The organism is Mesotoga sp. UBA5557 (genome assembly GCF_002425715.1).
Taxonomy (GTDB): domain Bacteria; phylum Thermotogota; class Thermotogae; order Petrotogales; family Kosmotogaceae; genus Mesotoga.
In genome coordinates this window covers 63,431-86,168 of the sequence record NZ_DIMV01000099.1, presented here as the reverse complement: position 1 = coordinate 86,168, position 22,738 = coordinate 63,431, and the positions used below count along the sequence as shown (strand labels likewise).

At 45.9% G+C, this 22,738-nt stretch carries 25 protein-coding genes; 10 read left to right on the top strand and 15 right to left on the bottom strand.

Annotated features, from left to right (window positions below; all coding sequences use genetic code 11):
- Window positions 1-91: 91 nt before the first annotated feature.
- From murA to B3157_RS12550, 3 genes are all read right to left on the bottom strand, one after another.
- Entirely contained in the window at window positions 92-1,360 is a 1,269-nt protein-coding gene (gene murA, locus B3157_RS12560) for a UDP-N-acetylglucosamine 1-carboxyvinyltransferase (protein ID WP_292590784.1), read from the bottom strand.
- A gap of 104 nt (window positions 1,361-1,464) precedes the next feature.
- Window positions 1,465-1,719, bottom strand: coding sequence for a hypothetical protein (locus tag B3157_RS12555; RefSeq protein WP_214060372.1), 255 nt, complete (start codon window positions 1,717-1,719; stop codon window positions 1,465-1,467).
- A gap of 184 nt (window positions 1,720-1,903) precedes the next feature.
- On the bottom strand, window positions 1,904-2,650 hold the full coding sequence (locus B3157_RS12550) for a serine hydrolase domain-containing protein (RefSeq protein ID WP_292590803.1): 747 nt from the start codon (window positions 2,648-2,650) through the stop codon (window positions 1,904-1,906).
- A gap of 286 nt (window positions 2,651-2,936) precedes the next feature.
- Between B3157_RS12550 and B3157_RS12545 the strand changes: the two genes are divergently transcribed.
- Window positions 2,937-4,202, top strand: coding sequence for a patatin-like phospholipase family protein (locus B3157_RS12545; RefSeq protein ID WP_292590782.1), 1,266 nt, complete (start codon window positions 2,937-2,939; stop codon window positions 4,200-4,202).
- 51 nt (window positions 4,203-4,253) lie between these two features.
- On the opposite strand, the gene rbr is transcribed toward B3157_RS12545, so the two are convergent.
- The 3 genes from rbr to B3157_RS12530 form a co-directional block, all read right to left on the bottom strand.
- On the bottom strand, window positions 4,254-4,847 hold the full coding sequence (gene rbr / locus B3157_RS12540) for a rubrerythrin (RefSeq protein ID WP_207759726.1): 594 nt from the start codon (window positions 4,845-4,847) through the stop codon (window positions 4,254-4,256).
- Window positions 4,848-5,011: 164 nt separating this feature from the next.
- Window positions 5,012-5,959, bottom strand: a complete 948-nt coding sequence (locus B3157_RS12535; RefSeq protein WP_292590781.1) for a cation diffusion facilitator family transporter — start codon at window positions 5,957-5,959, stop codon at window positions 5,012-5,014.
- Complete coding sequence (locus tag B3157_RS12530; protein WP_292590780.1) at window positions 5,956-7,398, bottom strand: alpha-amylase family glycosyl hydrolase; 1,443 nt, start codon at window positions 7,396-7,398, stop codon at window positions 5,956-5,958. The genes B3157_RS12535 and B3157_RS12530 overlap by 4 nt, the downstream gene beginning before the upstream one ends.
- 133 nt (window positions 7,399-7,531) lie before the next feature.
- On the opposite strand from B3157_RS12530, the gene B3157_RS12525 reads away from it, so the two are divergent.
- The 7 genes from B3157_RS12525 to B3157_RS12495 all read left to right on the top strand — a co-directional run bounded on the left by B3157_RS12525 (window position 7,532) and on the right by B3157_RS12495 (window position 14,155).
- The gene (locus B3157_RS12525) at window positions 7,532-8,581 is read left to right on the top strand and encodes a type IV pilus twitching motility protein PilT (protein WP_292590779.1); all 1,050 of its coding nucleotides are present in this window, start codon (window positions 7,532-7,534) and stop codon (window positions 8,579-8,581) included.
- Window positions 8,581-9,663 (top strand): peptide chain release factor 1, encoded by a 1,083-nt coding sequence (gene prfA / locus B3157_RS12520; RefSeq protein WP_292590778.1) that lies wholly within the window; start codon window positions 8,581-8,583, stop codon window positions 9,661-9,663. The genes B3157_RS12525 and prfA overlap by 1 nt, the downstream gene beginning before the upstream one ends.
- A 28-nt stretch (window positions 9,664-9,691) precedes the next feature.
- Entirely contained in the window at window positions 9,692-10,186 is a 495-nt protein-coding gene (locus tag B3157_RS12515) for an aminoacyl-tRNA deacylase (RefSeq protein ID WP_292590776.1), read from the top strand.
- 237 nt (window positions 10,187-10,423) lie between these two features.
- The gene (locus B3157_RS12510) at window positions 10,424-10,933 is read left to right on the top strand and encodes a zinc ribbon domain-containing protein (RefSeq protein ID WP_292590774.1); all 510 of its coding nucleotides are present in this window, start codon (window positions 10,424-10,426) and stop codon (window positions 10,931-10,933) included.
- 626 nt (window positions 10,934-11,559) lie between these two features.
- On the top strand, window positions 11,560-11,733 hold the full coding sequence (locus B3157_RS12505; protein ID WP_292590772.1) for a hypothetical protein: 174 nt from the start codon (window positions 11,560-11,562) through the stop codon (window positions 11,731-11,733).
- A gap of 590 nt (window positions 11,734-12,323) precedes the next feature.
- Window positions 12,324-13,205 carry an RNase adapter RapZ gene (rapZ, locus tag B3157_RS12500; protein ID WP_292590770.1) on the top strand — a complete coding sequence of 294 codons (882 nt, stop codon included), beginning with the start codon at window positions 12,324-12,326 and terminating at the stop codon, window positions 13,203-13,205.
- A complete protein-coding gene (locus B3157_RS12495) occupies window positions 13,202-14,155 on the top strand; it encodes an ABC transporter ATP-binding protein (protein WP_349680402.1) in 954 nt (317 codons plus the stop codon). Before rapZ ends, B3157_RS12495 begins: the two co-directional genes overlap by 4 nt.
- 81 nt (window positions 14,156-14,236) lie before the next feature.
- Here the strand turns inward: B3157_RS12495 and B3157_RS12490 are convergent, their stop codons facing one another.
- The 3 genes from B3157_RS12490 to B3157_RS12480 form a co-directional block, all read right to left on the bottom strand.
- Window positions 14,237-15,022 carry a phytoene desaturase family protein gene (locus B3157_RS12490; RefSeq protein WP_292590768.1) on the bottom strand — a complete coding sequence of 262 codons (786 nt, stop codon included), beginning with the start codon at window positions 15,020-15,022 and terminating at the stop codon, window positions 14,237-14,239.
- Window positions 15,023-15,025: 3 nt separating this feature from the next.
- Complete coding sequence (locus B3157_RS12485; RefSeq protein WP_292590766.1) at window positions 15,026-15,292, bottom strand: hypothetical protein; 267 nt, start codon at window positions 15,290-15,292, stop codon at window positions 15,026-15,028.
- Between the two features lie 197 nt (window positions 15,293-15,489).
- A complete protein-coding gene (locus B3157_RS12480) occupies window positions 15,490-15,618 on the bottom strand; it encodes an NAD(P)-binding protein (protein WP_243392166.1) in 129 nt (42 codons plus the stop codon).
- A 216-nt stretch (window positions 15,619-15,834) separates the two neighbouring features.
- Between B3157_RS12480 and B3157_RS12475 the strand changes: the two genes are divergently transcribed.
- Window positions 15,835-16,269 carry a hypothetical protein gene (locus tag B3157_RS12475; protein ID WP_292590763.1) on the top strand — a complete coding sequence of 145 codons (435 nt, stop codon included), beginning with the start codon at window positions 15,835-15,837 and terminating at the stop codon, window positions 16,267-16,269.
- 126 nt (window positions 16,270-16,395) lie between these two features.
- On the opposite strand, the gene B3157_RS12470 is transcribed toward B3157_RS12475, so the two are convergent.
- The 6 genes from B3157_RS12470 to B3157_RS12445 form a co-directional block, all read right to left on the bottom strand.
- The gene (locus tag B3157_RS12470) at window positions 16,396-16,896 is read right to left on the bottom strand and encodes a hypothetical protein (RefSeq protein ID WP_292590761.1); all 501 of its coding nucleotides are present in this window, start codon (window positions 16,894-16,896) and stop codon (window positions 16,396-16,398) included.
- A 21-nt stretch (window positions 16,897-16,917) separates the two neighbouring features.
- On the bottom strand, window positions 16,918-17,421 hold the full coding sequence (locus B3157_RS12465) for a hypothetical protein (protein ID WP_292590760.1): 504 nt from the start codon (window positions 17,419-17,421) through the stop codon (window positions 16,918-16,920).
- Between the two features lie 108 nt (window positions 17,422-17,529).
- Entirely contained in the window at window positions 17,530-18,573 is a 1,044-nt protein-coding gene (locus B3157_RS12460; protein WP_292590758.1) for an ABC transporter permease, read from the bottom strand.
- 295 nt (window positions 18,574-18,868) lie between these two features.
- Window positions 18,869-19,801, bottom strand: a complete 933-nt coding sequence (locus B3157_RS12455; RefSeq protein WP_292590757.1) for an HAAS signaling domain-containing protein — start codon at window positions 19,799-19,801, stop codon at window positions 18,869-18,871.
- A gap of 2 nt (window positions 19,802-19,803) precedes the next feature.
- Window positions 19,804-20,127: a PadR family transcriptional regulator gene (locus B3157_RS12450; protein WP_102818751.1), complete on the bottom strand. Its 324-nt coding sequence runs from the start codon at window positions 20,125-20,127 to the stop codon at window positions 19,804-19,806.
- 885 nt (window positions 20,128-21,012) lie between these two features.
- On the bottom strand, window positions 21,013-22,065 hold the full coding sequence (locus B3157_RS12445; protein WP_292590755.1) for a WD40/YVTN/BNR-like repeat-containing protein: 1,053 nt from the start codon (window positions 22,063-22,065) through the stop codon (window positions 21,013-21,015).
- A gap of 295 nt (window positions 22,066-22,360) precedes the next feature.
- On the opposite strand from B3157_RS12445, the gene B3157_RS12440 reads away from it, so the two are divergent.
- A complete protein-coding gene (locus B3157_RS12440; RefSeq protein WP_292590753.1) occupies window positions 22,361-22,729 on the top strand; it encodes a hypothetical protein in 369 nt (122 codons plus the stop codon).
- The last annotated feature ends 9 nt before the right edge of the window (window positions 22,730-22,738 follow it).

Sequence of the window (22,738 nt, the reverse complement as noted above, 5' to 3'; positions counted from 1 at the left end):
AGCATCCAGTTCCTTTTTCTTCGCCAGCGGAAAACCGCTCAACGGCCCACAGTTCTCTTGGCACACACCAACCCCCGACCTCGTTTCTCCCTCATTCTTCATCGGGATAGAAAGTTATCTTTGCTCCCAGTGTCCTCAGTTTCTCCTGGAATCTTTCATACCCTCTGAAGAGGTGTGTGGCATTGTTGATGATTGTCTCTCCGTCCGCAGCTAGCCCGGCCATTACCAGAGCAGCACCGGCCCTGATGTCTGGCGCAACGACTTCTGCTCCACTTAGCTTTTTCACACCACGAATATTCGCATGACTGCTCGAGACTTTTATCTGAGCCCCCATACGGTTTAGCTCATCTACGTATCCAAAACGATTTTCGAAGACGTTTTCCTCAAGCACCGAAGTGCCCTCAACCGTCGCTAAGACGGCCGTTATTATTGGTTGAAGATCTGTTGGAAATCCAGGGTATGGTTCAGATGATACTCTAACAGGGTTCAAGGGGCCTTTCCAGAAAGCTCGCAAGTATTCATGGCCCTCTTCTATGCCTGCACCCATCTCTTCGAGAATTCTCAAAAGGGCGATCAAATGGTCTGCAATTGCCCCATGGATTTTAATGTCACCTTTGGTGGCGATCGCTCCGAGTAAATACGTTCCGATTTCTACTCTATCTGGAATAACTGAATACTCTGCTCCAGTAAGCTTTCCAACTCCTGTCACTTTGATGGTTGGAGTTGAGGCACCACTGACTTGTGCACCACACTTGTTAAGAAAGTTCTGAAGATCAGAAATTTCGGGTTCACGCGCGGCGTTTTCAATCGTTACCACGCTCCCCTCCATAAGCGTTGCCGTAGTCATTAGCTGCTCGGTAGCTCCCACACTGGGAAACGGAAGAGCATAGATTATCTCTTTCTCGAAATTCTGCGGGATTACGGCCATAACGTCGCCGTGCTCTTCGGTTATCTTGAATCCAAAAGCCTCCAAACCCTTGAGATGAAAATCAACAGGACGCTGGCCGATATTGCAGCCACCAGGTTTTCCAACCTTGGCCCACCCACAAATCATGGCGAGAGGACCAATAATGTTGAATGAGGCTCTCATTTTTCTTACGAGTTCATATGGAACGTTTCCTACTAGAATCTCTCCAGGCATTATTGTGACGGTTTCATTTTCGAAAGCAACTGTCTTTCCAATTTGCTGAAGTATTGATATCATCGTCTGGACATCTCGCAATTCTGGCACATTCTTTATGACGACTGGCTCTTCAATCATTACTGTAGCCGCAAGAATCGGTAGCACTGAATTTTTGGAGCCACTTGCCCTTATCTCGCCTTTGAGACGTGTATTTCCCATAACAACGAGCTGGCTCATAATAACCCTCCAATCTTTTCATCAAGTTAAGAAGATACGACCGCACTCTTATTTTATCAGAGGTAAGGGCAGAGGAAAGATCGAATCATACCATAATAATTCTATTAGCTCAGGATCTCATTATAGATACGAAGTCCGATCCTTAGACCTTCTATTCTGCCGGATTCATTAACGATGAACTCCCCCGCACTTGCCAAATAAGGTTCGCTAAGATTTATTACGAAACCTCCGCCCGATATTGAGATCTCCTGTGGAGTGGATGGAGAAGCTGGTTCCGAGTCTTCGTCAGGAAAACCTACTCGCGGGATTTCCTTAATGAAGCTCTTCCCTTGCTCAATGAAGATCTCCAGATCTGACATCTCTCCTTTGTAGAGCCAGGCAATCTTCTCCGCCTTTCCAGATAATTTGTTGCGGGTTCAAGAATCTCCGGATTCAGTCCCAGAAGATCTTCAACGACCATTCTTGAAAAGAGGGAGGTCGCTTTACTACCTTCATTGCTGTTGGTTAGAATGGCAGCTGAAAAGTCCATCTCCGGGAAGACCATCAGTAATGATATTTAACCGTTGGTGCCACCACCGTGCTGTATTGTCGCCAATCCATCGATCTCTTCAACGACCAGCCAAGTGCGACCTTAGATGCAGGGGAAGCGCCAATCTTTCCAGTTATTAGTTTTGTGAAGGAATCAACACTTATGATTCCATTTCTATCCGAAGCTCTGCCACTAAAATAAAAGGCTGAATAGTTAAGTAGGGCTTCCTTAATATTAGTGACGATGCCTCCAGCTGGATGTATTGTTCTTCCAACGGCCCAAGGACGTGCAATAGATATACGATCTTCTGCGATCAGCTGCCCGAACGTAAAACGTTCTGTTATTATTTCCTCGGGGAAGAAATGAATGTTCTCCAGACCGAGAGGCCCAGAAACCTGTTCGATGATTGCTTCTTCGAAGGTCTTCCCGGTAACCGCCTCAATGACTCTTCCCGCCACATAGAAACCTGAATTGCAGTAAGAAAGGATTCTTCCTGGAGGGTTGATCTGAGGAAGAGAAGACATGTTCCTAACCAGTTTCTCCAGGGCATCCTTACCATAACCAAAATCCTTGAAGTAATCCCCCTTCGTGCCAGAAGTATGGGTCAGAAGATGTTTCATCGTGATCTTTTCTTCAGCTCCTTTATCTGAAAGAACGAAATCTTCGAGGAGTTCCTTAATTGGTCTTTCCAGATCGATCCTGCCGGCATCGACCAATCTCATAACAGCAAGAGCTACGAAAGTCTTGGTTATCGAGCCGATCTGAAAAAAGTCTCATCATTTACCTTCAAGGGATGGTCGATATTCGTGACCCCAAGAGAGGCAGTGTCAACTGTGTCGTTAAAACGTACCCCGCAGTAGATTCCGGGAATCTCACCTTCTGCAACTAGCTTCTCCAATTCAGACGTTATTTCGCGAAGCGCTTTCTAAAACTTTCCAAGCTCATATAGCGCCTCCTTTAAGCATTGTAGCTGAACATGCACCATGAGGGAAATTTTCTGTGGATTTCGGAGGGAGCCTAATATACAATTGGATAGAGGTGACCAAAGTGGGTAAGTTGAATCTGTCCGAACTTCTTATTCCGGCTAAGGAAAGGGTCAATTTCGACGGTAAAATTGGACTCGTGCTCTCTGGAGGCGGAGCCCGAGGCGCTTATCAGATAGGAGTCTGGAAGGCTCTGAAGGATTGTGGAATTGAGATCGGGGGAGTCTATGGGACGTCGGTAGGCGCCTTGAACTCAATGGCAGTTGCTATGGACAAGTTCGAAGACGCACGCGAATTATGGCTGAAAATCGATTTCAATAAAGTGGTAGTAGATGGAACTGACGGCAACTTGATCGAAAAAGCGATTGGTGCACTCAAGACCGGCGGGTTCGATCCTGCTCCACTTAGAAAAAACTTTGGCCGTCTCCTCAAGGAAGAGGAAGTTCGAAAAGCCCCGATCGATGTTGGTATCGTCACTTATTCTCTCAGCAATATGGAGCCGAGGGAGCTCTTTATCGAAGATATTCCTGAAGGAGAGCTAAAAGACTACATTCTGGCAAGCGCTAATCATCCAGTCTTCAGAAGAGAGCAAATTGGCTTGGAAAAGTTCATAGATGGTGGCATTTACAGAAATATTCCCGTTAATATGGCTTTGAGCAGAGGGTTCAAGGAGATTATTATTGTCGATCTCGGTCCGAAGAGAATTAGAGATCTTCTGACTCTTGTTTCACTAAAGAGACTTGATGAAGTGAAACATCTTGTAATCAAACCGAGAGAATTCTATGGAGATGTTCTTGACTTCGATCCCGAAGTCTCTCGAAACTTCATGAAAGAGGGATATCTTGACTGTCTCAGCGAACTGGTTTATCTTGCCGGAGAGGAGTACTATGTTTTTGCAAAGCAGGACACGATTGCAAAAGCGCTCTTCTCAATGCCAGAAAAGAAAAAGAAAGAGGCAAAAGCTATCTTTGGAATTGAACCCTGGCAGAGCGAGTCTACTCACCACTTTTATTACGGGCAACTCATGCCAGTATTGCAAGATCATTTTGGAACCTCCGGTCCTTTGGAAACATGGGTGGTTCTCCTAGAGAAGCTTGCAGGACATCTAGAATTTGGGAAGCTGGAGCTATTCACTTTACAGACTCTGATCGGACGGGTCGTTTCTGCTGCGCGCTCAAGTTTTGAGAACATAAAGTATAACGATATCGCCTGTGAAAGAGTAGTGAGTTTTCTTGAGTTTCTAATAGACAATTCGAAGATGAAAGATCTCGAAGATCAGGAATTCAGGATATTCGAAGATGGATTCAGTTCTCTGACCCGCCTGGAATAGCAGAGCCAAAAAGGGCCCGGCAATACCGGACCCAGATGTCTTCAAGATGATCTAATAGTTCTCAACGAAGAGTTCGAAGTAAGCCTTCGAATGTTTGCATGCAGGGCACTGCTCGGGCGCTTCTTTTGCCTCAAGAATATACCCGCAATTTCCGCACTTCCAAAGGACCTTCTCTTCTCTCTTAAATACCTTTTCGGTTTCGACGTTTTCGAGCAGTTTCAAATAGCGCGTCTCATGGCGTTTTTCCACCTTGGCTATCTGTCTGAAGCTCTCTGCAACAGTTCTGAAGCCTTCCTTTTCCGCGACATCGGCAAATGTTGGATACAGTTCCGTCCACTCTTCGTTTTCTCCGGCAGCGGCAGCTTTGAGATTCTCTCTCGTTCCTCTAAGATCTACAGGATAGTCAGCATCTACGTGGACCATAACCGGTAGTTCGCCTGTCATACCTTCTATGATGTGCTTGAAGAAAACTTCTGCGTGTTCCTTCTCGTTATCGGCAGTTTCCCTGAAAAGAGCGGAAATCTGCTCGAATCCTTCCTTCTTGGCTACGGAAGCGTAGAAAGTGTATCTGTTTCTTGCCTGTGATTCGCCTGCAAATGCCTTCATTAGGTTCTCAAGAGTCTTTGTGCCTTTTAGATTCACTATTTCACCCCCGATACGAGATATTGTTTTCGAATATTTTTGTGTGAACTTATTACGGTTGAGAAAGAACATCTCCACATAATTATAGTACAAAGTCGATTACAATTACGAATCTCTCTAAAGAAAACCGACACGGAAACTTGGTCTCAAAAAAGGCACCTCAGTTTCTACTGGTCTTTATCTGTGTCTTTTCCAAATTCCCTCGAAGAGTCTATTCCGAAGTTCTCATCTTCAACATTTCCCGAAGGTTCAATGTGAACATGTACATCATAGACGTTTTCCTGATCCTTCTTTATCGCGGCCTCAACCTGCTTGGCAAGGAAGTGGGCGTTCCTAACAGACAGCCTGGGGTCGACTTCGATGTCTAGATCAACAAGATACTTGTAACCCATCTTTCTTACTCTCACTTTGTGAGGGTTGTGAACTCCCGGAACTCTTTCAACCGCTTCGAAGATTATGTTGTAAACATTGTCGCCCGGCTTCAGTCCATCCATCAGCTCGTAGTTGGTTTCCCAAAAAATCTCGATAGAGGTCTTGATTACCAGCGCTGATACAACCAGTCCGACAATCGAGTCGATTATCTGCAGTCCGGTAACTCCAACGAAAATCGAACCTCCCAAAACGGATAGCGAGATTACTATGTCAAGCTTCATATTCATCGCGTCTGCGACAAAAACAGAAGAGTCAATCTTCTTTCCAATGCTCATCTTGTAGCGATAGAGGAAGTATTTCGTGATGGAAGAGATTGCCGCAACCACAATTACCAGCTCAAGATTCTCGACGGAAGACTCTCCGGTAAACAGCTTCTGAACAGAACTCATAGCAAGCTGGGCGCCGGCAAAAAAGATAATCATGGACACAATTTTGGATGCAACGGCGTCGGCTCTTTCATGACCATAAGGGTGTTGAGCATCCGGCGGTTTGCTTGAAACAGATGTTGAGATCCACGTTATGATAGATGTCAATATGTCGGTAGTTGAATCCACTCCGTCGGCAAGAATAGCCATGCTTCCAGTGAAGAAGCCGGTAAATACTTTGATCACCGCAAGCAAAGCATTTCCAGCTACGCCTATTATCGAACCCATTCTGGCGACTGAAGCTCTATCTTCGTTCATTCAGTAACCTCCATCGCACTGGATAGGGCGCCAAGATATCTCTTGTTCCTGTACTTCGATACGGTGCCGTTGATCACTTGGACATCAGCGTTCAAATCGACAGCAATCTTCTTCGTTCCAAGATTGTGGAGTATGTTTGCGCTCTTGCTCTCTCCAGTCACCTTTAACATTATCAAAGTCTCCTTGCGCTTCACGCTCTTGATTGTGGCAAATCTTAGCCAGGGATTACTCTTTCTGAATTCAAGTATAGCCCTGAATCTCATATAGTAGCTGTCATCGACAGCTTCTTGCGCTTCATAGGACACACCGCTGTGAGGATGGTTTTTGCCGAGAGCCTTCCATTCCGTCTGTCCCGGACCGTAGCCGTTCTCATACCAGAGAAAGGGTTCCAGCTGTTCTTCGTTGAAGTACATATTGTAGACACCTTCCATGCCCAGTTCCTCGCCATAGTAGAAAAAGGGTACTCCTGGAAGAGAGAGCAATACAGACATTGAAAGGAGCGAGAGTTCGCGGTCGCCGTTCATTGACGATACCAAACGACTCATATCATGATTCGTAAGGAAGAGTCCAGATTCATAGCTGCGTTTGGCCCTGAAGCACCTGTTCAAATCTGTCTTCAATGATATTACCAGAAGCTCAGGATCCTTCTTGGCAATTGCTGACTTCAAGTCTTCGGCCAGCGGGAAGTTGAATCCGATTCCGAAGATCGCAGAATAAAGATCCACAATTCTTGCATCGTCCCAAACTTCGCTCACAAAGATCGAATCGGGAGAAATTGATCGGCAGTGCGAGGTCATCTCTTTCCAGAACGCGATATTTCTGCTGTGCTGATACTCGCATATTCCCTTCTCTATAGAGAAATCGAAGATGTGTTTTGCGGCGTCGAATCTGAAGCCGTCAAATCCCACCGAAAGCCAAAATGTGAGAACCTCTTTCATCTGTTGCCATAGAGAAGTTGATTCGTAATTGAGATCGGGGCTTCCCGGGCCGAAAAGTGTGTATGCCCACTGGCCGGAGTAATTAGTCCATACCTTCTCCCCGTCCCAGTGTCTTCTTGCCTTTAGCCAGTCTTCGTTCTGCAGAAAGAGGTACCAGTCCCTGTACGGTCTTTCGCCGTCGAGAGCCCTGAGAAACCATTCATGACTAGGAGAAGTGTGGTTGATCGGAAGGTCCAGGATCACTTTCAGATCTCTCCTATGTGCTGAAGCAAGAAAGCTTCTCAGCTCTTTGAGATTTCCATATATGGGATTAATGCTGAAAAAGTCAGTGACACTGTAACCGTGGTATGCCGGCGACTGAAGTATCGGTAGGAGCCATATTCCTTCGATACCGAGACCTGCAAGATAATCAAGTTTCTGTTCGGCTCCTACTAGATCTCCTATTCCGTCTCCGTTACCATCGCAAAATGATCTTATATACAGCTCGTAGAACACGTACATCCCTCCCGACTATGGCAGTCCGAAATCGAACCGATTCACGAGAACTATCACTGTCCCTAGAATCTTACATCTTATCATAGTTATCCAATAGCGCATTGTGTTAAAATCTTGTCTGTTCTAGGAGGTGTGGAAGATGCTAATAATGGAGACTCTGAGCAAGGGCGAACAGATGAATGCGAGCGACGTTCATGTGACTTCCGGAGGTTATGTGATGTACAGGGTCGATGGCGAGTTGATTCAGGACAAGCTTCTTACCGATGCGATAATGATGAAAAAGATCATTGCTGAGCTTAAGGAAGTTACGGGGATGGAGTTTGAGGACTCGAGCAGTAAGGAAATCGATTTCTCTTTTGGCTTCAGCTCATCGAGAGTAAGAGGAAATTACTTCTACTCAAATAAGCTTCCTGTGATAGCTCTGAGGCTCATTCCGAAAACAGTTAAGACTATAGATGACCTGGGGTACCCCGCCATTTTCAAAGACTTCTGCAAGCCGGACAAGGGACTCGTGCTAGTTGCGGGGCCTACAGGCAGCGGTAAATCAACCACTCTTGCAGCGATGCTGGAAAACATAAACAGAACAAGGAATGCACACCTCATAACTATAGAGGATCCTGTAGAGTATGTTTTTGAGCAAAAGACCGCTTTGATTCACCAGAGGGAGCTTGGACCCGATACCAAGTCCTTCTACAACGGCCTTAAGTATGCCTTGAGGCAGGACCCGGACGTAATTCTCGTTGGCGAGATGAGAGATAGCGAGACTATGGAACTTGCGATGACCGCTGCGGAGACCGGTCACCTTGTTTTCTCAACGATTCATACGAATTCTGCCGCCACCACTCCCGAAAGGATAGTCGGAGTCTTCCCACCTCATCAGCAGAACCAAATAGCAATGCAGCTTGCAAATACCTTGCTGGCTGTCATTTACCAAAGGCTGCTGAGAAGAAGAGACGGCAAAGGGAGGATTGCAATTCTTGAGATTCTAGTTGTGAACCAGGCGATAAGGAACCTTATCAGGGAACAGAAGTTTCATCAGATAGAATCTATGATGCAAGCCGGCATTAAGTTTGGAATGGTTACCTTTGATGATGCGTTGATGGATGCTTTCAAGAAGGGCATTATCGACAAGGATCAACTTCAGAACTATGCGAGAGATGCGAACGCCATGGCCAGGAGGGCCTTCTAATGGATCTAGAAAAGATAATGGAAGTATTCAGGGAGAGATTCAAGGAAGTTGAAAGGGAGCTCTCCAGACCAGAAGTTGCCTCCGATCCCGATAAACTTATGGAGTACGGCAAGAAACATTCCGAGCTTTCCGAGATCATAAATCTCTACAATGACATAGAATCGATGAAAAGCGAGCTTGACGAATGGTATGAGATGAAGAATTCTGCCGGTGAGAGCGAACAGGAAGAGATAGCCCAGACAATATCAGACCTTGAGAATAGCATTGGGAAACAGGAACTGAATCTAAAGGGACTACTGGTCCCCGATCTATCAGACAATAGAAACATAATTATCGAGATAAGAGCGGGAACTGGCGGCGAAGAGGCGGCTCTCTTCGCTGCGGATCTATTCCGCATGTACAGCAGATATGCCGAGCGAAACAACTGGAAATCAGAGATCATTGATTCCAATGAAACAGACATCGGCGGATTAAAAGAAATCGTATTTCAGATAAGAGGTCGGAGCGTATTCAGCAAACTGAAGTATGAAAGCGGAGTCCACAGGGTCCAGAGAGTTCCCTCTACAGAATCCGGCGGAAGGATCCATACTTCGACCGCCACAGTGGCGGTTCTTCCTGAAGTCAGCGAGACGGAAGTCAAAATCGATCCTGCCGACCTAAGAATCGATACGTACAGAGCTTCAGGAGCAGGCGGTCAGCATGTTAACAAGACAGATTCAGCGGTCAGGATAGTTCATGAACCAACGGGAATCGTTGTTGCGGTACAGAAGGAGAGATCTCAGCACCAGAACAAGGCCAGGGCCCTCGAGATACTTCGTGCAAAACTCTACGAGATGTATAGCTCTAAGGCGGAAAATGAAATTGTCGAGACCAGAAGAACGCAAATAGGAACTGGAGAGCGAAGTGAGAAGATAAGAACATACAACTTCCCTCAAAACAGGGTCACTGACCACAGGATTAACTTCACCAGCTACAGACTTCTTTATATAATGGACGGCGACCTCGACGAACTGGTAACAGAGCTTTCCGCTGCAGATATAAACAAGCGTTTGGAACTGCTCCACAGGAAACTTATCGGTTAGTCTAGAGCCTCTTCTACGGAGACAGAGCATGAAGAATGAGAAGCCTCTAAGAACAAACGCAACAAGGATTCTGGACGGTCTCGGCATAGAGTATGAGGTTCTTGAGTACGAAGTTGACGAAAGTGATCTGGGCGCTGTTAAGGTCGCTTCCGAACTTGGACTTTCAGCTCCTAAAACGATGAAGACAATCGTACTCAAAGGTGATCGAAGCGGTGTCTTCGTGTGCTGTCTCGGTGGGCATCGGGAAATCGATATGAAGAAGCTTCCGGAGATAACTGGTGATAGAAATATCGAAACGGTCTCCTCAGACCGGCTTCTAGCTATTACAGGTTACGTCAGGGGAGGGGTCTCTCCTCTGGCGATGAACAAGAGCTTCAAAGTCTATATAGATGGAGAAGTCTTGAGTGAAGAGAGGATTTCTATGAGCGCTGGCAAGCGGGGCCTTCAGATATGGTTAAGGCCGACGGATCTGGTTGTCGCTACGAAAGGTAATGTCGCTTCGTTCTCCAAAGAGAAACACTGAGAGTTCCGGGCTACGCTTGGCAATTAGATTTTGAAAATTATCACTAGAACGGAAACTATTCCGAAGAAAAGGGCCAGTAGCAGCAGAACCGTAGAAATCTCCATCAATCTTCTCTCCCTTCAAACTCCTGTCAATCAATTCTACATTTTTCTTTCCCATCTCAAAAGGAACTGTGAGTAATCTAAGTTGATCATATTGAAAGACATTGTACAATTGAATTGAAAGGACGGTGGTGAAATGTACATCCGCTCTGGTGATCCAGTGAGAACAGTAATCAAAGTTATCGGTGGAATAGTCTACGGTGTCGGCATAGGCTTGATAATGCTTAGCTTTGCTAGTTTCTTTCTGGCTCCGTATCTAAGCCTTGTTTTTGGAAGTGTATTCGTTTTTATAGTGTTGGGCTTCATCGCAACAACCCTCGGGAGAATGCTTCTAGGCATGGCGAAGACGAAGAGCTTCTCCGGTCCTGTTAGTGAACAGGAACCCGTTAGCAGGAGCGAAGTTCAGGAGGAAATGACCTACGACTACACCTTTGTTTCCGATAGAGAGGCAAGAATCGAGAAGAAGAAGAGTAAGAGTTATTCTAGGTGTCCGGAGTGCGGCACAGAGAATGACGACAAGGCAAGCAAGTGTTCCAGTTGCGGAACCTCTCTCACTGGTTACAAGAAATGTAGCCTTTGCTATATGTTGAACAAAAAAGAGAATCGTTTCTGCAAGAACTGTGGACACGATTTCAATCTTGACTGAGTAAAAAGACTCCGAGATGCATGGCAGCAGAAGATCTGTGCGCTGTGAGGAGACGTCCTTGGTCCTTCGTCCCGGATCATGGACCCGTCCTTCGAAAGAACAGTTGCAAGTTGTCAGTTNNGCAATGCCTGCTTCGCAGGGAAAGAGCCGCTTTTCGCTGAGCGCTGAGCGCTGAACGCTTGGAAGACCAAAATCCGTTTGCCACTAAAAGTTGATGGGGGAACTTAATCTCACAGCGATCAGCGGGTCCTTGTTCGGTCTTAAGCGTACAGCGGATCTGGGAACGAAGAACAGATCCTCGCTCGAGTTTGTCCTTCAGGACTGATTTTCATCTCCCCGGTCTTCGATCTCGGAACTATCCAGTGGAGTTCAACGGAGGACAAGGCATTTGCTCTCTGAACTCCTGCCTATGTCGCTTCTGCCTGGTTTCACAGCAAGGTCTCTAAGGTGAGCTGGAGACTCTTGTTGAAGAGGCAAGTAGATGGGTAAAGGAGGAGTATGTAAGCGCGCTCTGGGAGGGAAACAAGCTTGCCGACGATAGAAAACGGAGTATAGCAGAGATTCTGGAAATGCTTACAGGGATCAGCTCGGCCTTATTCTATCAACGAAATCTAAGGATGAACCAGGTGGACTTCTGTACATTGCTGCTAGAAGAGAGCGACCGCTCCCTGAGCGCGTATGACTCAAGAATAACGGCAATCGGACCATGTATTGGGGCCTCAAATGATGGCACAATGTTCAATCTTTCGGGGCAGCTGAAGACATGCGCAAATGATTACATCCAGAGAGATAGGATATGAAACAAATCTGCCTTACCGAAAGTGAGCGGGAACGCAGAAGTGTATCTGAACAGGAATTGGGAGGGCGGCAAAGTTGAGCCAGAAATGCCTGATTCACTTAACCTGGGATTTCCCGATGCAAGTGACGCCCTTTCACATGCTTTGACCAGAGCGCCCTATCTAAGAGTTTTCGTCGCTGGAGGAAGGTTGATCTTGAGTACCCCTTTGAATCGGTTGCCTATAGCATTGATCATATCAAGATCTCGGATTCTCTTCGTGCCAACATCATTCACAGAGTCTACGAGGGCGGCCATATGATCTATGTTAATCCCGAGGCTCTGGAAGAGCTGAAGAAGGATTTAGAACTCTTCTACGGCAATTGAGGTTATCTATAACAACGAATGTAGGCTGAAAACTCGCATCTATTGATCTTGGGAAGTCTCACGGGGTTAGGATGAATCAGTAGTTGAGAAAACAATGTCGAAAGACATGAATCCGGTCTGGCGTCGTGCTACTAATTGGAGTTATTACAAACTGTTGTATAATTAAATATAGAATCTTCTATTTCTCGTTTTCTAATTATGTTTTCCATTTGGGCGGTGATGCTACGAATGTCTTCATCTATTATCGTTGTAACCGGAATGTCCGGCGCCGGAAAGTCTTCGGCAATCGATGTTCTTGAGGATTTTGGCTTCTTCTGCATGGACAACGTTCCTCCTTCGATTATTGAAGAGCTTGTAAGAATAATCGGCGAGCAGGAAATCGACAAGAGTGCCGTCGTAATCGATATTCGTACGGCCAAGAAGTTCGGCGGAATGGATAAGGTAATTGAGAGCATTGAATCGCTTAAAGAGAGAGGATTGGGAGTAACATCGATTTTCCTCGATGCTGAGGACGAGGTTCTGTACTACAGATATCAGAAGACGCGAAGAGCACATCCTCTCCAGGAAGAGATAGGACTTGAAGAAGCGATTCAGAAGGAAAGAAGTATCATGGAGCCGCTGAAACTGCACTGTGGTCATGTTATCGATACTTCAAGAATGGATATGAAAGAGATGAAAGAGGCAATTGTTTCGATAATTAGCGGCAAGGGATATTCGCTTCCACCTATGAGAATAGAAATAGAGAGCTTCTCTTATAATGAAGGAGTGCCTCATGATGCCAACCTGATTTTCGATGTGAGATTCCTTCCCAACCCCTATTATTACGAGGATCTCATAGAGCTCACAGGAATGGACAAACAAGTTAAGGATTATTTGGAGACCTATCCGGAAATCGAAAGCTATTTCGACACTGTTTTGAGACTATGCAGGATAACGATAGAGGGATTCGCGGGAAGCGGAAGAAACTTCATCAAGATAGCTATTGGCTGTACCGGGGGCAAGCATAGGTCTGTGTATATCGCCGAACGTCTGTACGAAGCGCTCAAGATAGATAGTGTAAGGCTTTCGCTTGATCACAGAGAGCAAAAAATACATAAAGAGAACTCCTGATCCATATTCTTGCTAATTTTGGAGGTATTTCAGGTGAGAAGCAGATTAACCTATCTCCGGATAAGCGGTATGTCGGCCTCTTGTTCCAGAATTATGCGCTTTGGCCACATATGACCGTCTATCAGAACATTGCTTTCGGTCTTGAAAACATGAAGTGGAGCAAAGAAGAGATCAGAAAACGCGTAAAGGAAATGGGCGATCTCGTCAAGATAAGCGATCTTCTTGACAGGTATACTTCAGAACTTTCGGGCGGTCAGCAACAGAGAGTAGCAGTTGCAAGAACCCTCGCTCCAAATCCTATGGTGCTCTTGATGGATGAGCCGCTTTCTAACCTGGATGCCAAACTGAGAATGGAAATGAGAGCCGAGTTGAAACGGCTCCACAGAGAAATCGAATCGACTGTCGTATACGTTACCCACGACCAGCTGGAAGCGATGACTCTGGCAACCAAGGTCTGTCTTCTTGAAGAGGGCGTTCTCCAGCAATATGCGCCGCCGCTCGTAATATACGATCAGCCGTCCAATATCTTCGTCGGAGATTTCATCGGGAATCCTTCAATGAATTTCCTGGATGCCACAGTTAAGGGCGCTGAGAAAGATAGAGTCTCTCTTGAAACCGCCGAACTCACCATGGAGATGATTTTCAAGAGCAAAGAGGCAGAAGTTAAGAACGGTGACGAAGTAATAATTGGTTTGAGACCGGAGGACATCACGCTAAACCCGTACAGCGGAGCAAATAGTTGTGTTATCTACTCAACGCTTCCTTCTGGAATGGAGACAGTGGTGAGGGCAAAAATCAAGAACACGATGTTCTCAATAGTCGTCTTTGGAAGAGTCGATTTCGTAGTTGATTCGAAGATGGAGATCTCCTTTCCTTCAGTCAACTACTTGCTTTTCGACAAAGCTACAAAGAATAAGATAGGAGCGGGCTCTTTGAAGTTGACAGAGTAGAGGCAATGCTTATTTGGGAGAGGGATCTTGAAGTATTCCTCTCCATGCTACTTCAGAGAGTAATCGTATTGAATCTATATCTCAGGAACCCACAAAACTCTTCTTCTCTTTCTTGCAGATCTTTTTGACGGTGTTCCTGCCCATCGCGGCACAGCCGTAGAGATTTGTTCCACCTATAGTATGTCCTATTACGGAGAAGTTCTTAAGAGTCTTCAATACCAGTGGTTTGTTGAGAAGTCCCCTGAGAGTGTCTTTCATTCGAAAGTCCTCTTTGCTCCCGTAGCCACGTCCATTTGACGTGAACTTCTCTGTAGTCATTGGCGTTGCAACATCAGTCACTTCAACTTCATCGGTGATGCCGGGATTAACTCTCTCGATTGCATTGATAGTGTTACTGGCAATCTTTTCCTTTGGCGCCATTGTTCCATCATAACTGTAATTCAGAAGGTTTACTATGGAGCATCCGTCACCTGCAATCTCAATCGGTTCATCCAGAAAGAAAGACATTGCATTCGGCAATTGTGACAGGTCCATGTCAATGCCAAAAGGCACGTGCGGAGCCATCATCATTCTGTCGATGGGCTTCGAATACATCGAGCGCAGCCGATCGGTGAGGTGTCTCTCATCTATTAGTTTCTTAAAAGTATCATAGCCGTAGGCGTCTGAAACCACATAGTCGGCGTTAAGCTCCTGACCACTTTCGAGCCTTACTCCGACTGCCCTTCCCTCCCTTTCAATGACCTTAACTGCTGACGAATCGTACAGTATCTCGCCCCCGAGGGAAGCGTATCTCTTCACGATTGACTCGATGAACTTACCGGAACCTCCGGAGTACCTTCCGCATCTCTTTGCGTTGGAGCCTGCCATTACTCAAAGATTGAGAGTCATGGGGATATTTGCCCAACCGCATTGAATGACTGGAAAGAACATCCTTAAGGCAGGATTCTTGAATCTCTGAGCAAAAGCAATCATTGTGTACTTCGTGACCTTTCTGTTCTCTATGAGAGCAAAGATGTTCTTGATCCAGTCTCTGAATTTCCAGAATCCCACTTCTAGAAGATCCATATCTGAAAGTCTGCGGATTCCGTTGATATAGTCCTCTATTGTATGAGAGTCTTCAGGAGCGATTCTCTTCATTTCGGTTTCAAGTCTTTCGAGATAGTAGTAAACCGTGAACTCATTGCCCGATTAATCTTCTGCTTTCACCAACTCTTCGGGGAAGTGAACTTCTGAAGGCATGGCGCCCAAATCCTTCCGCATGTTGTAGAGAGGGGTTCCGGAGGTAGCCCAGCAAGATGGCAAATACAGCCATCGAAAACATATCCGCCTCTATCCTATGAGGTGCATAGACCGCCCAATTTGCTTGACTTCTCAAGTATTATCGGGTCGAATCCGTTCATTCTGGCAAAACACCCCGCGGCCAGTCCGCCGATTCCACCTCCGATGATAACAATCTTTGCCATCTTAGCCTCCTTAAACTCTTAATTGGACGATTGGAAAGCCCTCCCACCGAATGTAACAGAGAACAGATGAGAGAACTGGTAATTACGAGTTAATTCTATCACTCTTGAATGTGCCTGTTCGCTAAGCGAGTTTTGTACTAGACTATTGAGCACTTTCTAGGGATTATTGACTCGACTTGAGATAGAATTGAACTATTCGAGGAGGTGTATGCTTTCATGAGGTTTGTCTGTATTGCTTTGGTACTTGTTATTTCTGCATCTGCCATTGGAATTGGTTTCGGTGTCGGCGTCAAGATACACGGTCATTTCGAGCCCTTTGCCGCAATCAATTTTGATACGTGGCTTCTTGGATTTCAGGCCAAGGCGGGAGTAATCTTTGATACAGATTCAATCGTATTGGTTCCGGGTATGTATCTTTACAAAGATATCGCCTCCTGGAGAGTTCACGGTGGAACTGAGATCCTTTTTCACCTCGGTGAAATGGAAGGCCTCCTTCTCGCACGAGCAGGTGCGAGCTACGGGTTCGCCACTGATTTTGGAGAGCTTTTTATCGGTGCAGAACTGGGATTTCCCGTTAATCTGCCTGGGGAGTTTTTTGTCGATACTAGCCTGAAGATAGTTCCCACATTTCTCGTTCAGCTTGAGTTCTAGAGAATGGATTTCGCTTCTAGAGTCGTTCAAGTTCCGGTTTGTTAACAGAGAGCAATCTTTGATTCAAGGTTGTTCTGAAATCCCTTCAGTGAAAACTCTGCCTTCTTGGAACGAGTTCGCTGCTTGTCAATTCAGCCCTGCAGTCGGGTATTTTCCGAGCTTCGCTGGATTCCATGGAACGAGATACATCTCGACGTCATCCAGATTGTGACACCACAGTTCGACACCTTCGGTCTTTTCAGGGATGATTCCTTTGTCGAAGTCGAAAATATACGAAGTTAGAAGCTTCACAAATCTCTTCTCGATGAATACTAGGCCGTTCTCGTCATACGTAACAAAGTCAAAAAACACGAATCCGCTTTCACCCTTGTCGAGCTCGAGTATCAACATCTTTCCAAGCCTTTCCTGATCAGTGAGATAAACAAGAATGTCTCCGTCTTCCAGCATACGCTTCTCATTACGTGAAATGTTGATACTCTCTGTTTTCAAATTCTCGCTGAATTTCTCGATATCGTAGTAGGTGACCGATTGGAAACGATCTCTGTAAACCTCAATCGTGGGATTCCTCGAAAGACAAGACATTGCCAGCACCGTTACTACTACAGCTGTGGCAAGCAATCTCTTCACCTTGACCACCTCTTTGTTCTATCAGAATCTGTAACCGATCTTGAAGTCATAGATCTTCCCCACAGTCTCGCTGAATTTCTGGAGAATTACAGCTGTGTTGAACTCTATGTAGTAATTGGGAATGATATTCATTCCAACTCCCAGTCTTAGAGGTGAAAAACCAAGCTGCAACTGCTCTCCGAAAGCGAATGTGTGACCGATGTCTCCCCTGAAATAGAAGACGCCCATATCAAGCTTCAGCCCCGCATATACTAACCAGGCAACTCCAGGGATCACAAAAGAGGTCTTAATGCCGGTGTCTTCAGAGAGAGTAAACATCAGAAATGGAGTTGCTACTCCCAACGATAAAGGTCCAAGATCGTACCGCAGATCTATGCCCAGTACGTCTATTCCAACGAAGCCGGAAAGTGGAGTGTTCGAAAGAGACTCGGTCTTTGCAGCTACATTAATCAGTCCCAGAGAAAGGCTGCCGAATGAGAACGAAGCAACGAGCAGAATGAAAAGTACTAGAACGGACTTCTTCATAGGTTTCACCCCCTAACGTTCATTGTACGTCTGCAACATCCAAAAGCGATCTTCTTTCCACACTGTCTGCTCAATCGCTAATCAAATTCTGTGAGCGGCCAGAAAACGTTAATCTGCTCTAGATCCCTTCCCATTATCCCAGAGAAGGATTCGTGGGTCGATTAAGGAATAAATAATATCTACAACGATATTCACGATAATCATCATGGCGGCTATCAGAAGTACACAGCCTGAGAGTGTCAGCACTTCAACGCTTATTGCTGCGTCAGTTAGCAGCCTTCCTATACCCGGTCTCGCAAAGATGGTTTCAACAAAGGCAAGTCCTGCGAAAAGCGATGCGAAGAGCTCGCCTCCAACAGTTGCGACAGGGATCAGAGCATTCTTTCTAACATGTTTTAGCATTATCGTTCTTTCGCTCACACCTCTTGATCTTGCTGCCCTAACATAATCTCTTTTCTTGACATCGAGAGCAGTTGCCCTGCTTATCTGAAAAACATAAGCCGAATGCACGATGAAGAGGGTCAATACAGGTTGCACAAGATTGATTAGTTGAGACAAAAGGATATCGAAGCGCAGATTGAGAACTGAATCGATTATTAGGGAGTTAGTGTAGGAGGTCCAATTCGTAATTAACCCGGTGGTCAGACTGCCGATAGGAAGCCAGCCGAATATGGTGAAGCTGCCCACGAGAATGAGCAGAGCCATTACATAATCTGGGGTTGCCCAGCCTACTATCGAAAAGAATCCGAAGACAGAATCAGCAATTCCGTCTGGATGCATGGCTGCTCTTATTCCTAGCCTTGAACCAATAATGATTATAGGTATAATCGCTAGTATCAGCAGTTCTAGGCTTGCCGGAAGTCTTGAGATAATCGCTTCGGAAACCGATGAACTGGCGGTCAAAGAGTATCCCATATCTCCCTTGAGGGTGTTCCCAAGCCACTTGAAGTACATGGCAACTGCCGGTTTATCGAGCCCGTATTTTTCGATTATCCTCTGTTCAGCATTCGGGGACTTCGAAGCGTTTCCCGTCATGTATGCTCTCAACAGCACATCGGGTCCCATCGACCAAACTACAGCGAATACAACCAGAGTTACAGTAAAGGCAACAAGTGGCAAGAACAGAAGTCTTCTAATAATGTAAGCGGCCAAATTGTACCTCCTGCAGCTAAGGAAAATGACTCACCCGAAAGCAGAATTCCAAAGTCAGACTCCAACAAAGGGAGTTCTTCAAGACCTTATGAAGACTGCCTAATGAATTGTATCACCAAGTAGAGTCGGGGGCGAGCGATTGGCTAATTGACGGAGCAAGCTAGTTACTGCAACAAACAGTTATTAAAAGAAAACCCAATTAATCTGAAGTTCTCAACTTTACTGTTTTGTTGAAGGTCTTCTCTGCAAAAAAGAAAAAAGGGGCAACGCCCCTCCGGATTTCCATCGGACAGTCTCAATTAGTTCTTACAATCCTGTTAGCCCAGAACTTTATGGTTTCGAACACCAGATCCACGATTAATACTATAGCCATTAAGAATAGTATTGCGACAAGCATGGGATGATCGACACTTGAAGGGTTCAGACTTAGGTAGGATGAGATATCTGATTTGTAATCGGGCGAGACTGCAAGAAAGAGAAAGACAAGGCCTAGAGTATTTGAGACGATTTTGCTGAACCTCGAGTAATTGAAAATGTTGATCAGATTTGATACTGAATCTATTATCAGCAATCCAAAAGCCAGGAAGAGACCGAATTTGAAGGAGTCAAGTGCAACAATCGCGATCTCTGTCAACTCACCGTTTCCAAGATAGAACGGTCCATATGTGAAGGCAAGGAAGGTAATCACGGCGCCAGCAGAGGTTCCTATAAGAGATCCGATCCTCTTGCCAATTGAAGGTGTCTTTTCTTCTCTGATGAAATATGTGAAATGGGGGAGCTTTGCAGTACCCTTTGCCTGCGTCACGAAGTAAAGAATCAAGCTCACAAGCCCGAAATCAAAGATAAAAGTTACCGGCAGCTGTGAGACAAGACTTATCAGATCTGTACCTCTGAAGTTAAAGATCGCTCCATTTTCACCAAAGACAAAGGCAATTAGATGCAGTCCGAGGTGAATCGCGAATAGGATTCCCGTGTACATGAAGAGATAGTTCTTAAGATGAGGGGCAATTATAGGACCGCCCTCGTAATACCTCGCCGCAACCTCTTCGGGTGAACCGTATTCCTTTATGGACATAGCGACCGTGGTGTCGTTGATTTCGCCGTGTTCCCGCTCTGCCCTTTCTAGAAGGTGGCTTTCGATTTCTCTTAGAATCTCATCTACCTTATCTGGATCAGTTCCAGGCAGAAAGGTTCTTACATCATCGAGATACTTCTTCAGTCTTACCATTTTCATACCTCCCCAACAAAGCTCTTTAGAAGTAGTTCCTGTTCCTTCCAGATTCTCAGTAATTCCTTTCTCACCTGTCTCCCAGTCTCCGATACGAAATAGTATTTCCTTGGTTTGTTCTGTTCGACCCTCCACTCGCTCGAAAGAATCTCTCTTTCTTCAAGTCTTCTCAAAAGAGGGTACAAAGTGTTTTCATCAATTGAGAAACTCTTCTCTCCCAGCGTCTTAACGATATCGTACCCGTACATAGGTTCATCCAGCATCACCATTATCAATAGTTGAATGAAGCCTCTGTTCATTTCCGTTGCCAGTTTCCCTATATCCATAACATCACCTCGGTACTATGTTGATATTATTGTACTGTATGATATCCAGTATTAGTATAACGATATAGTATGGTGTCGGTTAAGACTTCATGAATGCGGGCTTGTTCTTCAAGAAAATAAGAGAAGCCAGTCTGCTTACGCAGGCCAGTCGCACTTCGTGCGGCCAGTCTCGCTTTCGGCGAGGCCGGTTCCGCTTCGCGGGCTAAGAGCCACTAATCTCTGAACGCTGCTGAGTAGAACGTTGACCGGCACCGCTCCGCCGTCCTCCGGGACCGACAGAGACCCGTTCACCGATAGGATATGAAAGCTGCTCTGGCCAGAAGCACGCCAGATGACACGAATCAAGAAAAGACTGTCATCCCGATATGAAACTGATCGGGATCTAGTTCTTTGAAAAACGTTTCCGAAAACATGCTGAGCGCTGTGAAGAACCACTTCCGCTTTAAAGAGGCGTCCTTCGTTGGAATCAAACTCGAGAACTGCCTTCCTAGCTTATGCTCTAACAACATACAAATCGCAACTTGTCACTTGCAGCTGAGCTTTTACAAGCGATCAGCGAATTCCAAGAACGAAGAACAGATCCTCGCTCTGGAACGAAGAACAGGTTTTTTCGGAGAACGGAGAACCATTCAACGGCGAAATAGTCTCTTTTGCTCTCCAAGAGTTTTCATCCCCGCGAAGCGGGCCTTGCGTCCCCGTATGCTTCTCCGGGCATTGGACCTGGCGTGGTCTTCGCCAGNNTCTTCGCCAGCCTTGCGTCCACTGATGCTTTTCAGTGCAATGCGTCCCACCGAAGGTGGCATCACTTCCGCCGATGCATTCCGGCGCCTTGCGTCTTATTCTGCTCTTTCCAAACCCCAATCTACACAATCCCCGACCCCGGTTTCACATACTCTTCTCAGCTATCGAAACATGACTGAGGGTAACCGGACATTCCTCTGCACTAAGGACTACTTCCCAATTATTCCCTCCGTCTGTTGTGCGCAAGATTTTACCGAATTGCGGGTATCCGGCCGAAGAACCGATAACTAATGCGTTATTTCTGTCGAGCGCATCTATCCCTAACAAAAAGGAGTTGCTTGTTCCTGCTGACGGTTGCTCCTCCCAGCTTATTCCACTGTTCTCAGTAAGGATTATCGTATCAAAATCGCAGGCTGCCCAGTAAGTTGAACCGTCCATCATTACCAGAGAGTTCAGGTCTTTTGGAAAGAGCGGGCCTCCTGTAACCCATTGTTTCCCACCATTGGCAGTCACGGCATAGTGGCCTTGGCCACCGTAGATGACTATATGATTTTCATCCGTAGCCTTAACGCCAATCCACCCATTATCGTTGTAGTTGTTGGGGAGATTAATCTCGTCCCAGTTTTGGCCACCATTTTCACTTTTCAGTACTATTCCGGCTCTGGGTGTTGATTTGTTTCCAACCGCATAGATCACATTCTGGTTTATTGCGTGGATTCCCTGAATCAAGTAATCTGCTCCGTTTTCAGGAAGGTCGCAAACCGTCCAGCTATCGCCATTGTCCTCAGAGAAGATGACAAGTCCGCTGTCGCCGCTGACCCAAATTCTGTCTTCAAAAATCGAAAGGAAAGCAAAAAAGGAATCAGTGGCAACTTCCGAAACTTCAACTATTTTCCAGTCGGAGCCACCATTGACCGTTTTCATTAAGAGCCCGTCTGAACCGCTAGCCCAGACTCTATTCTGATCTACGGAAAGAACATCCTCCAAACTCTTACCTTCAGGCAGGATGTCCATGGCCTGGCGCGTCCAGGTTTCACCGGAATCGTCCGAGAAGTAAACCATTGCGATTCCGTTTGTGTCTGTCTGCCCCACTACCCATGCGCGGTAGGTTTTCGCTTTCGGAAAGGGTATACAGCTGGTGATGGCAAACACGACTAAAAGAAGACTTGTAGTCCAAATCAGACTTCTCTTCATCATTTTTTCCTCCTTTATACTAGGTTTATGAGAACTTCGTTCCATTCTTTGAAGATAATCATCGGCACTTTTCTGGCCTTAGCCCTTTGCGGTCTCTGGGACTAAATCAAGGCCCGCCTGTTCATAATGTTTGGCAAGACTAAGTAGGGAAAGCCCTTCAACAGTGAAATAATAGCACTTGCGTTCTTCATAATGTATGGTAGGTTAGTCTACGAGAAGTGGATCGTTCACTCAGACGTTTATTGATTCGATGTGCATTTGAGAATCTGTAGTCAAGGTTCTTGGAGGAGCGAAGTAGATGTCAGAAAGATTCAAAGTCCGAATTGAGTATCTCCAGCCAAGCCAGCTATATATATCAAAGGACAAACTCAGAGCGATTCGGAATAAGGAGACTCTCAAGAGCGTTCCGGTTCCGGTAATCGATTTTGACGGTAAGCTCGTTATGGCCGATGGGCATACACGAGCCGTAGCAGCGATTATCGAAGGTCATGACTCGATCTTCATCGGGATAACAGACGAGAAGCTAGACCTAGAGGCGTATGAGGAATGTGTGAAGTGGTGTGTAGAGGAAGGAGTTTTCACTCCGTATGACCTTGTTGGCAGAATAATCAACCACGAAGATTACAGAGTACTCTGGTACGAAAGATGCGAACGTCTTCACGAATAGCTCAAATCT

Coding starts and splice junctions, on each gene's coding strand:
- murA (WP_292590784.1), bottom strand. CDS start 1,360: ATGAGCCAGCTCGTTGTTATGGGAAATACACGTCTCAAAGGCGAGATA.
- B3157_RS12555 (WP_214060372.1), bottom strand. CDS start 1,719: ATGTCAGATCTGGAGATCTTCATTGAGCAAGGGAAGAGCTTCATTAAG.
- B3157_RS12535 (WP_292590781.1), bottom strand. CDS start 5,959: ATGAACGAAGATAGAGCTTCAGTCGCCAGAATGGGTTCGATAATAGGC.
- B3157_RS12530 (WP_292590780.1), bottom strand. CDS start 7,398: ATGTACGTGTTCTACGAGCTGTATATAAGATCATTTTGCGATGGTAAC.
- B3157_RS12525 (WP_292590779.1), top strand. CDS start 7,532: ATGCTAATAATGGAGACTCTGAGCAAGGGCGAACAGATGAATGCGAGC.
- prfA (WP_292590778.1), top strand. CDS start 8,581: ATGGATCTAGAAAAGATAATGGAAGTATTCAGGGAGAGATTCAAGGAA.
- B3157_RS12515 (WP_292590776.1), top strand. CDS start 9,692: ATGAAGAATGAGAAGCCTCTAAGAACAAACGCAACAAGGATTCTGGAC.
- B3157_RS12510 (WP_292590774.1), top strand. CDS start 10,424: ATGTACATCCGCTCTGGTGATCCAGTGAGAACAGTAATCAAAGTTATC.
- rapZ (WP_292590770.1), top strand. CDS start 12,324: ATGTCTTCATCTATTATCGTTGTAACCGGAATGTCCGGCGCCGGAAAG.
- B3157_RS12490 (WP_292590768.1), bottom strand. CDS start 15,022: ATGGCAGGCTCCAACGCAAAGAGATGCGGAAGGTACTCCGGAGGTTCC.
- B3157_RS12485 (WP_292590766.1), bottom strand. CDS start 15,292: ATGAAGAGAATCGCTCCTGAAGACTCTCATACAATAGAGGACTATATC.
- B3157_RS12480 (WP_243392166.1), bottom strand. CDS start 15,618: ATGGCAAAGATTGTTATCATCGGAGGTGGAATCGGCGGACTGGCCGCG.
- B3157_RS12475 (WP_292590763.1), top strand. CDS start 15,835: ATGAGGTTTGTCTGTATTGCTTTGGTACTTGTTATTTCTGCATCTGCC.
- B3157_RS12465 (WP_292590760.1), bottom strand. CDS start 17,421: ATGAAGAAGTCCGTTCTAGTACTTTTCATTCTGCTCGTTGCTTCGTTC.
- B3157_RS12455 (WP_292590757.1), bottom strand. CDS start 19,801: ATGGTAAGACTGAAGAAGTATCTCGATGATGTAAGAACCTTTCTGCCT.
- B3157_RS12450 (WP_102818751.1), bottom strand. CDS start 20,127: ATGGATATAGGGAAACTGGCAACGGAAATGAACAGAGGCTTCATTCAA.
- B3157_RS12445 (WP_292590755.1), bottom strand. CDS start 22,065: ATGATGAAGAGAAGTCTGATTTGGACTACAAGTCTTCTTTTAGTCGTG.
- B3157_RS12440 (WP_292590753.1), top strand. CDS start 22,361: ATGTCAGAAAGATTCAAAGTCCGAATTGAGTATCTCCAGCCAAGCCAG.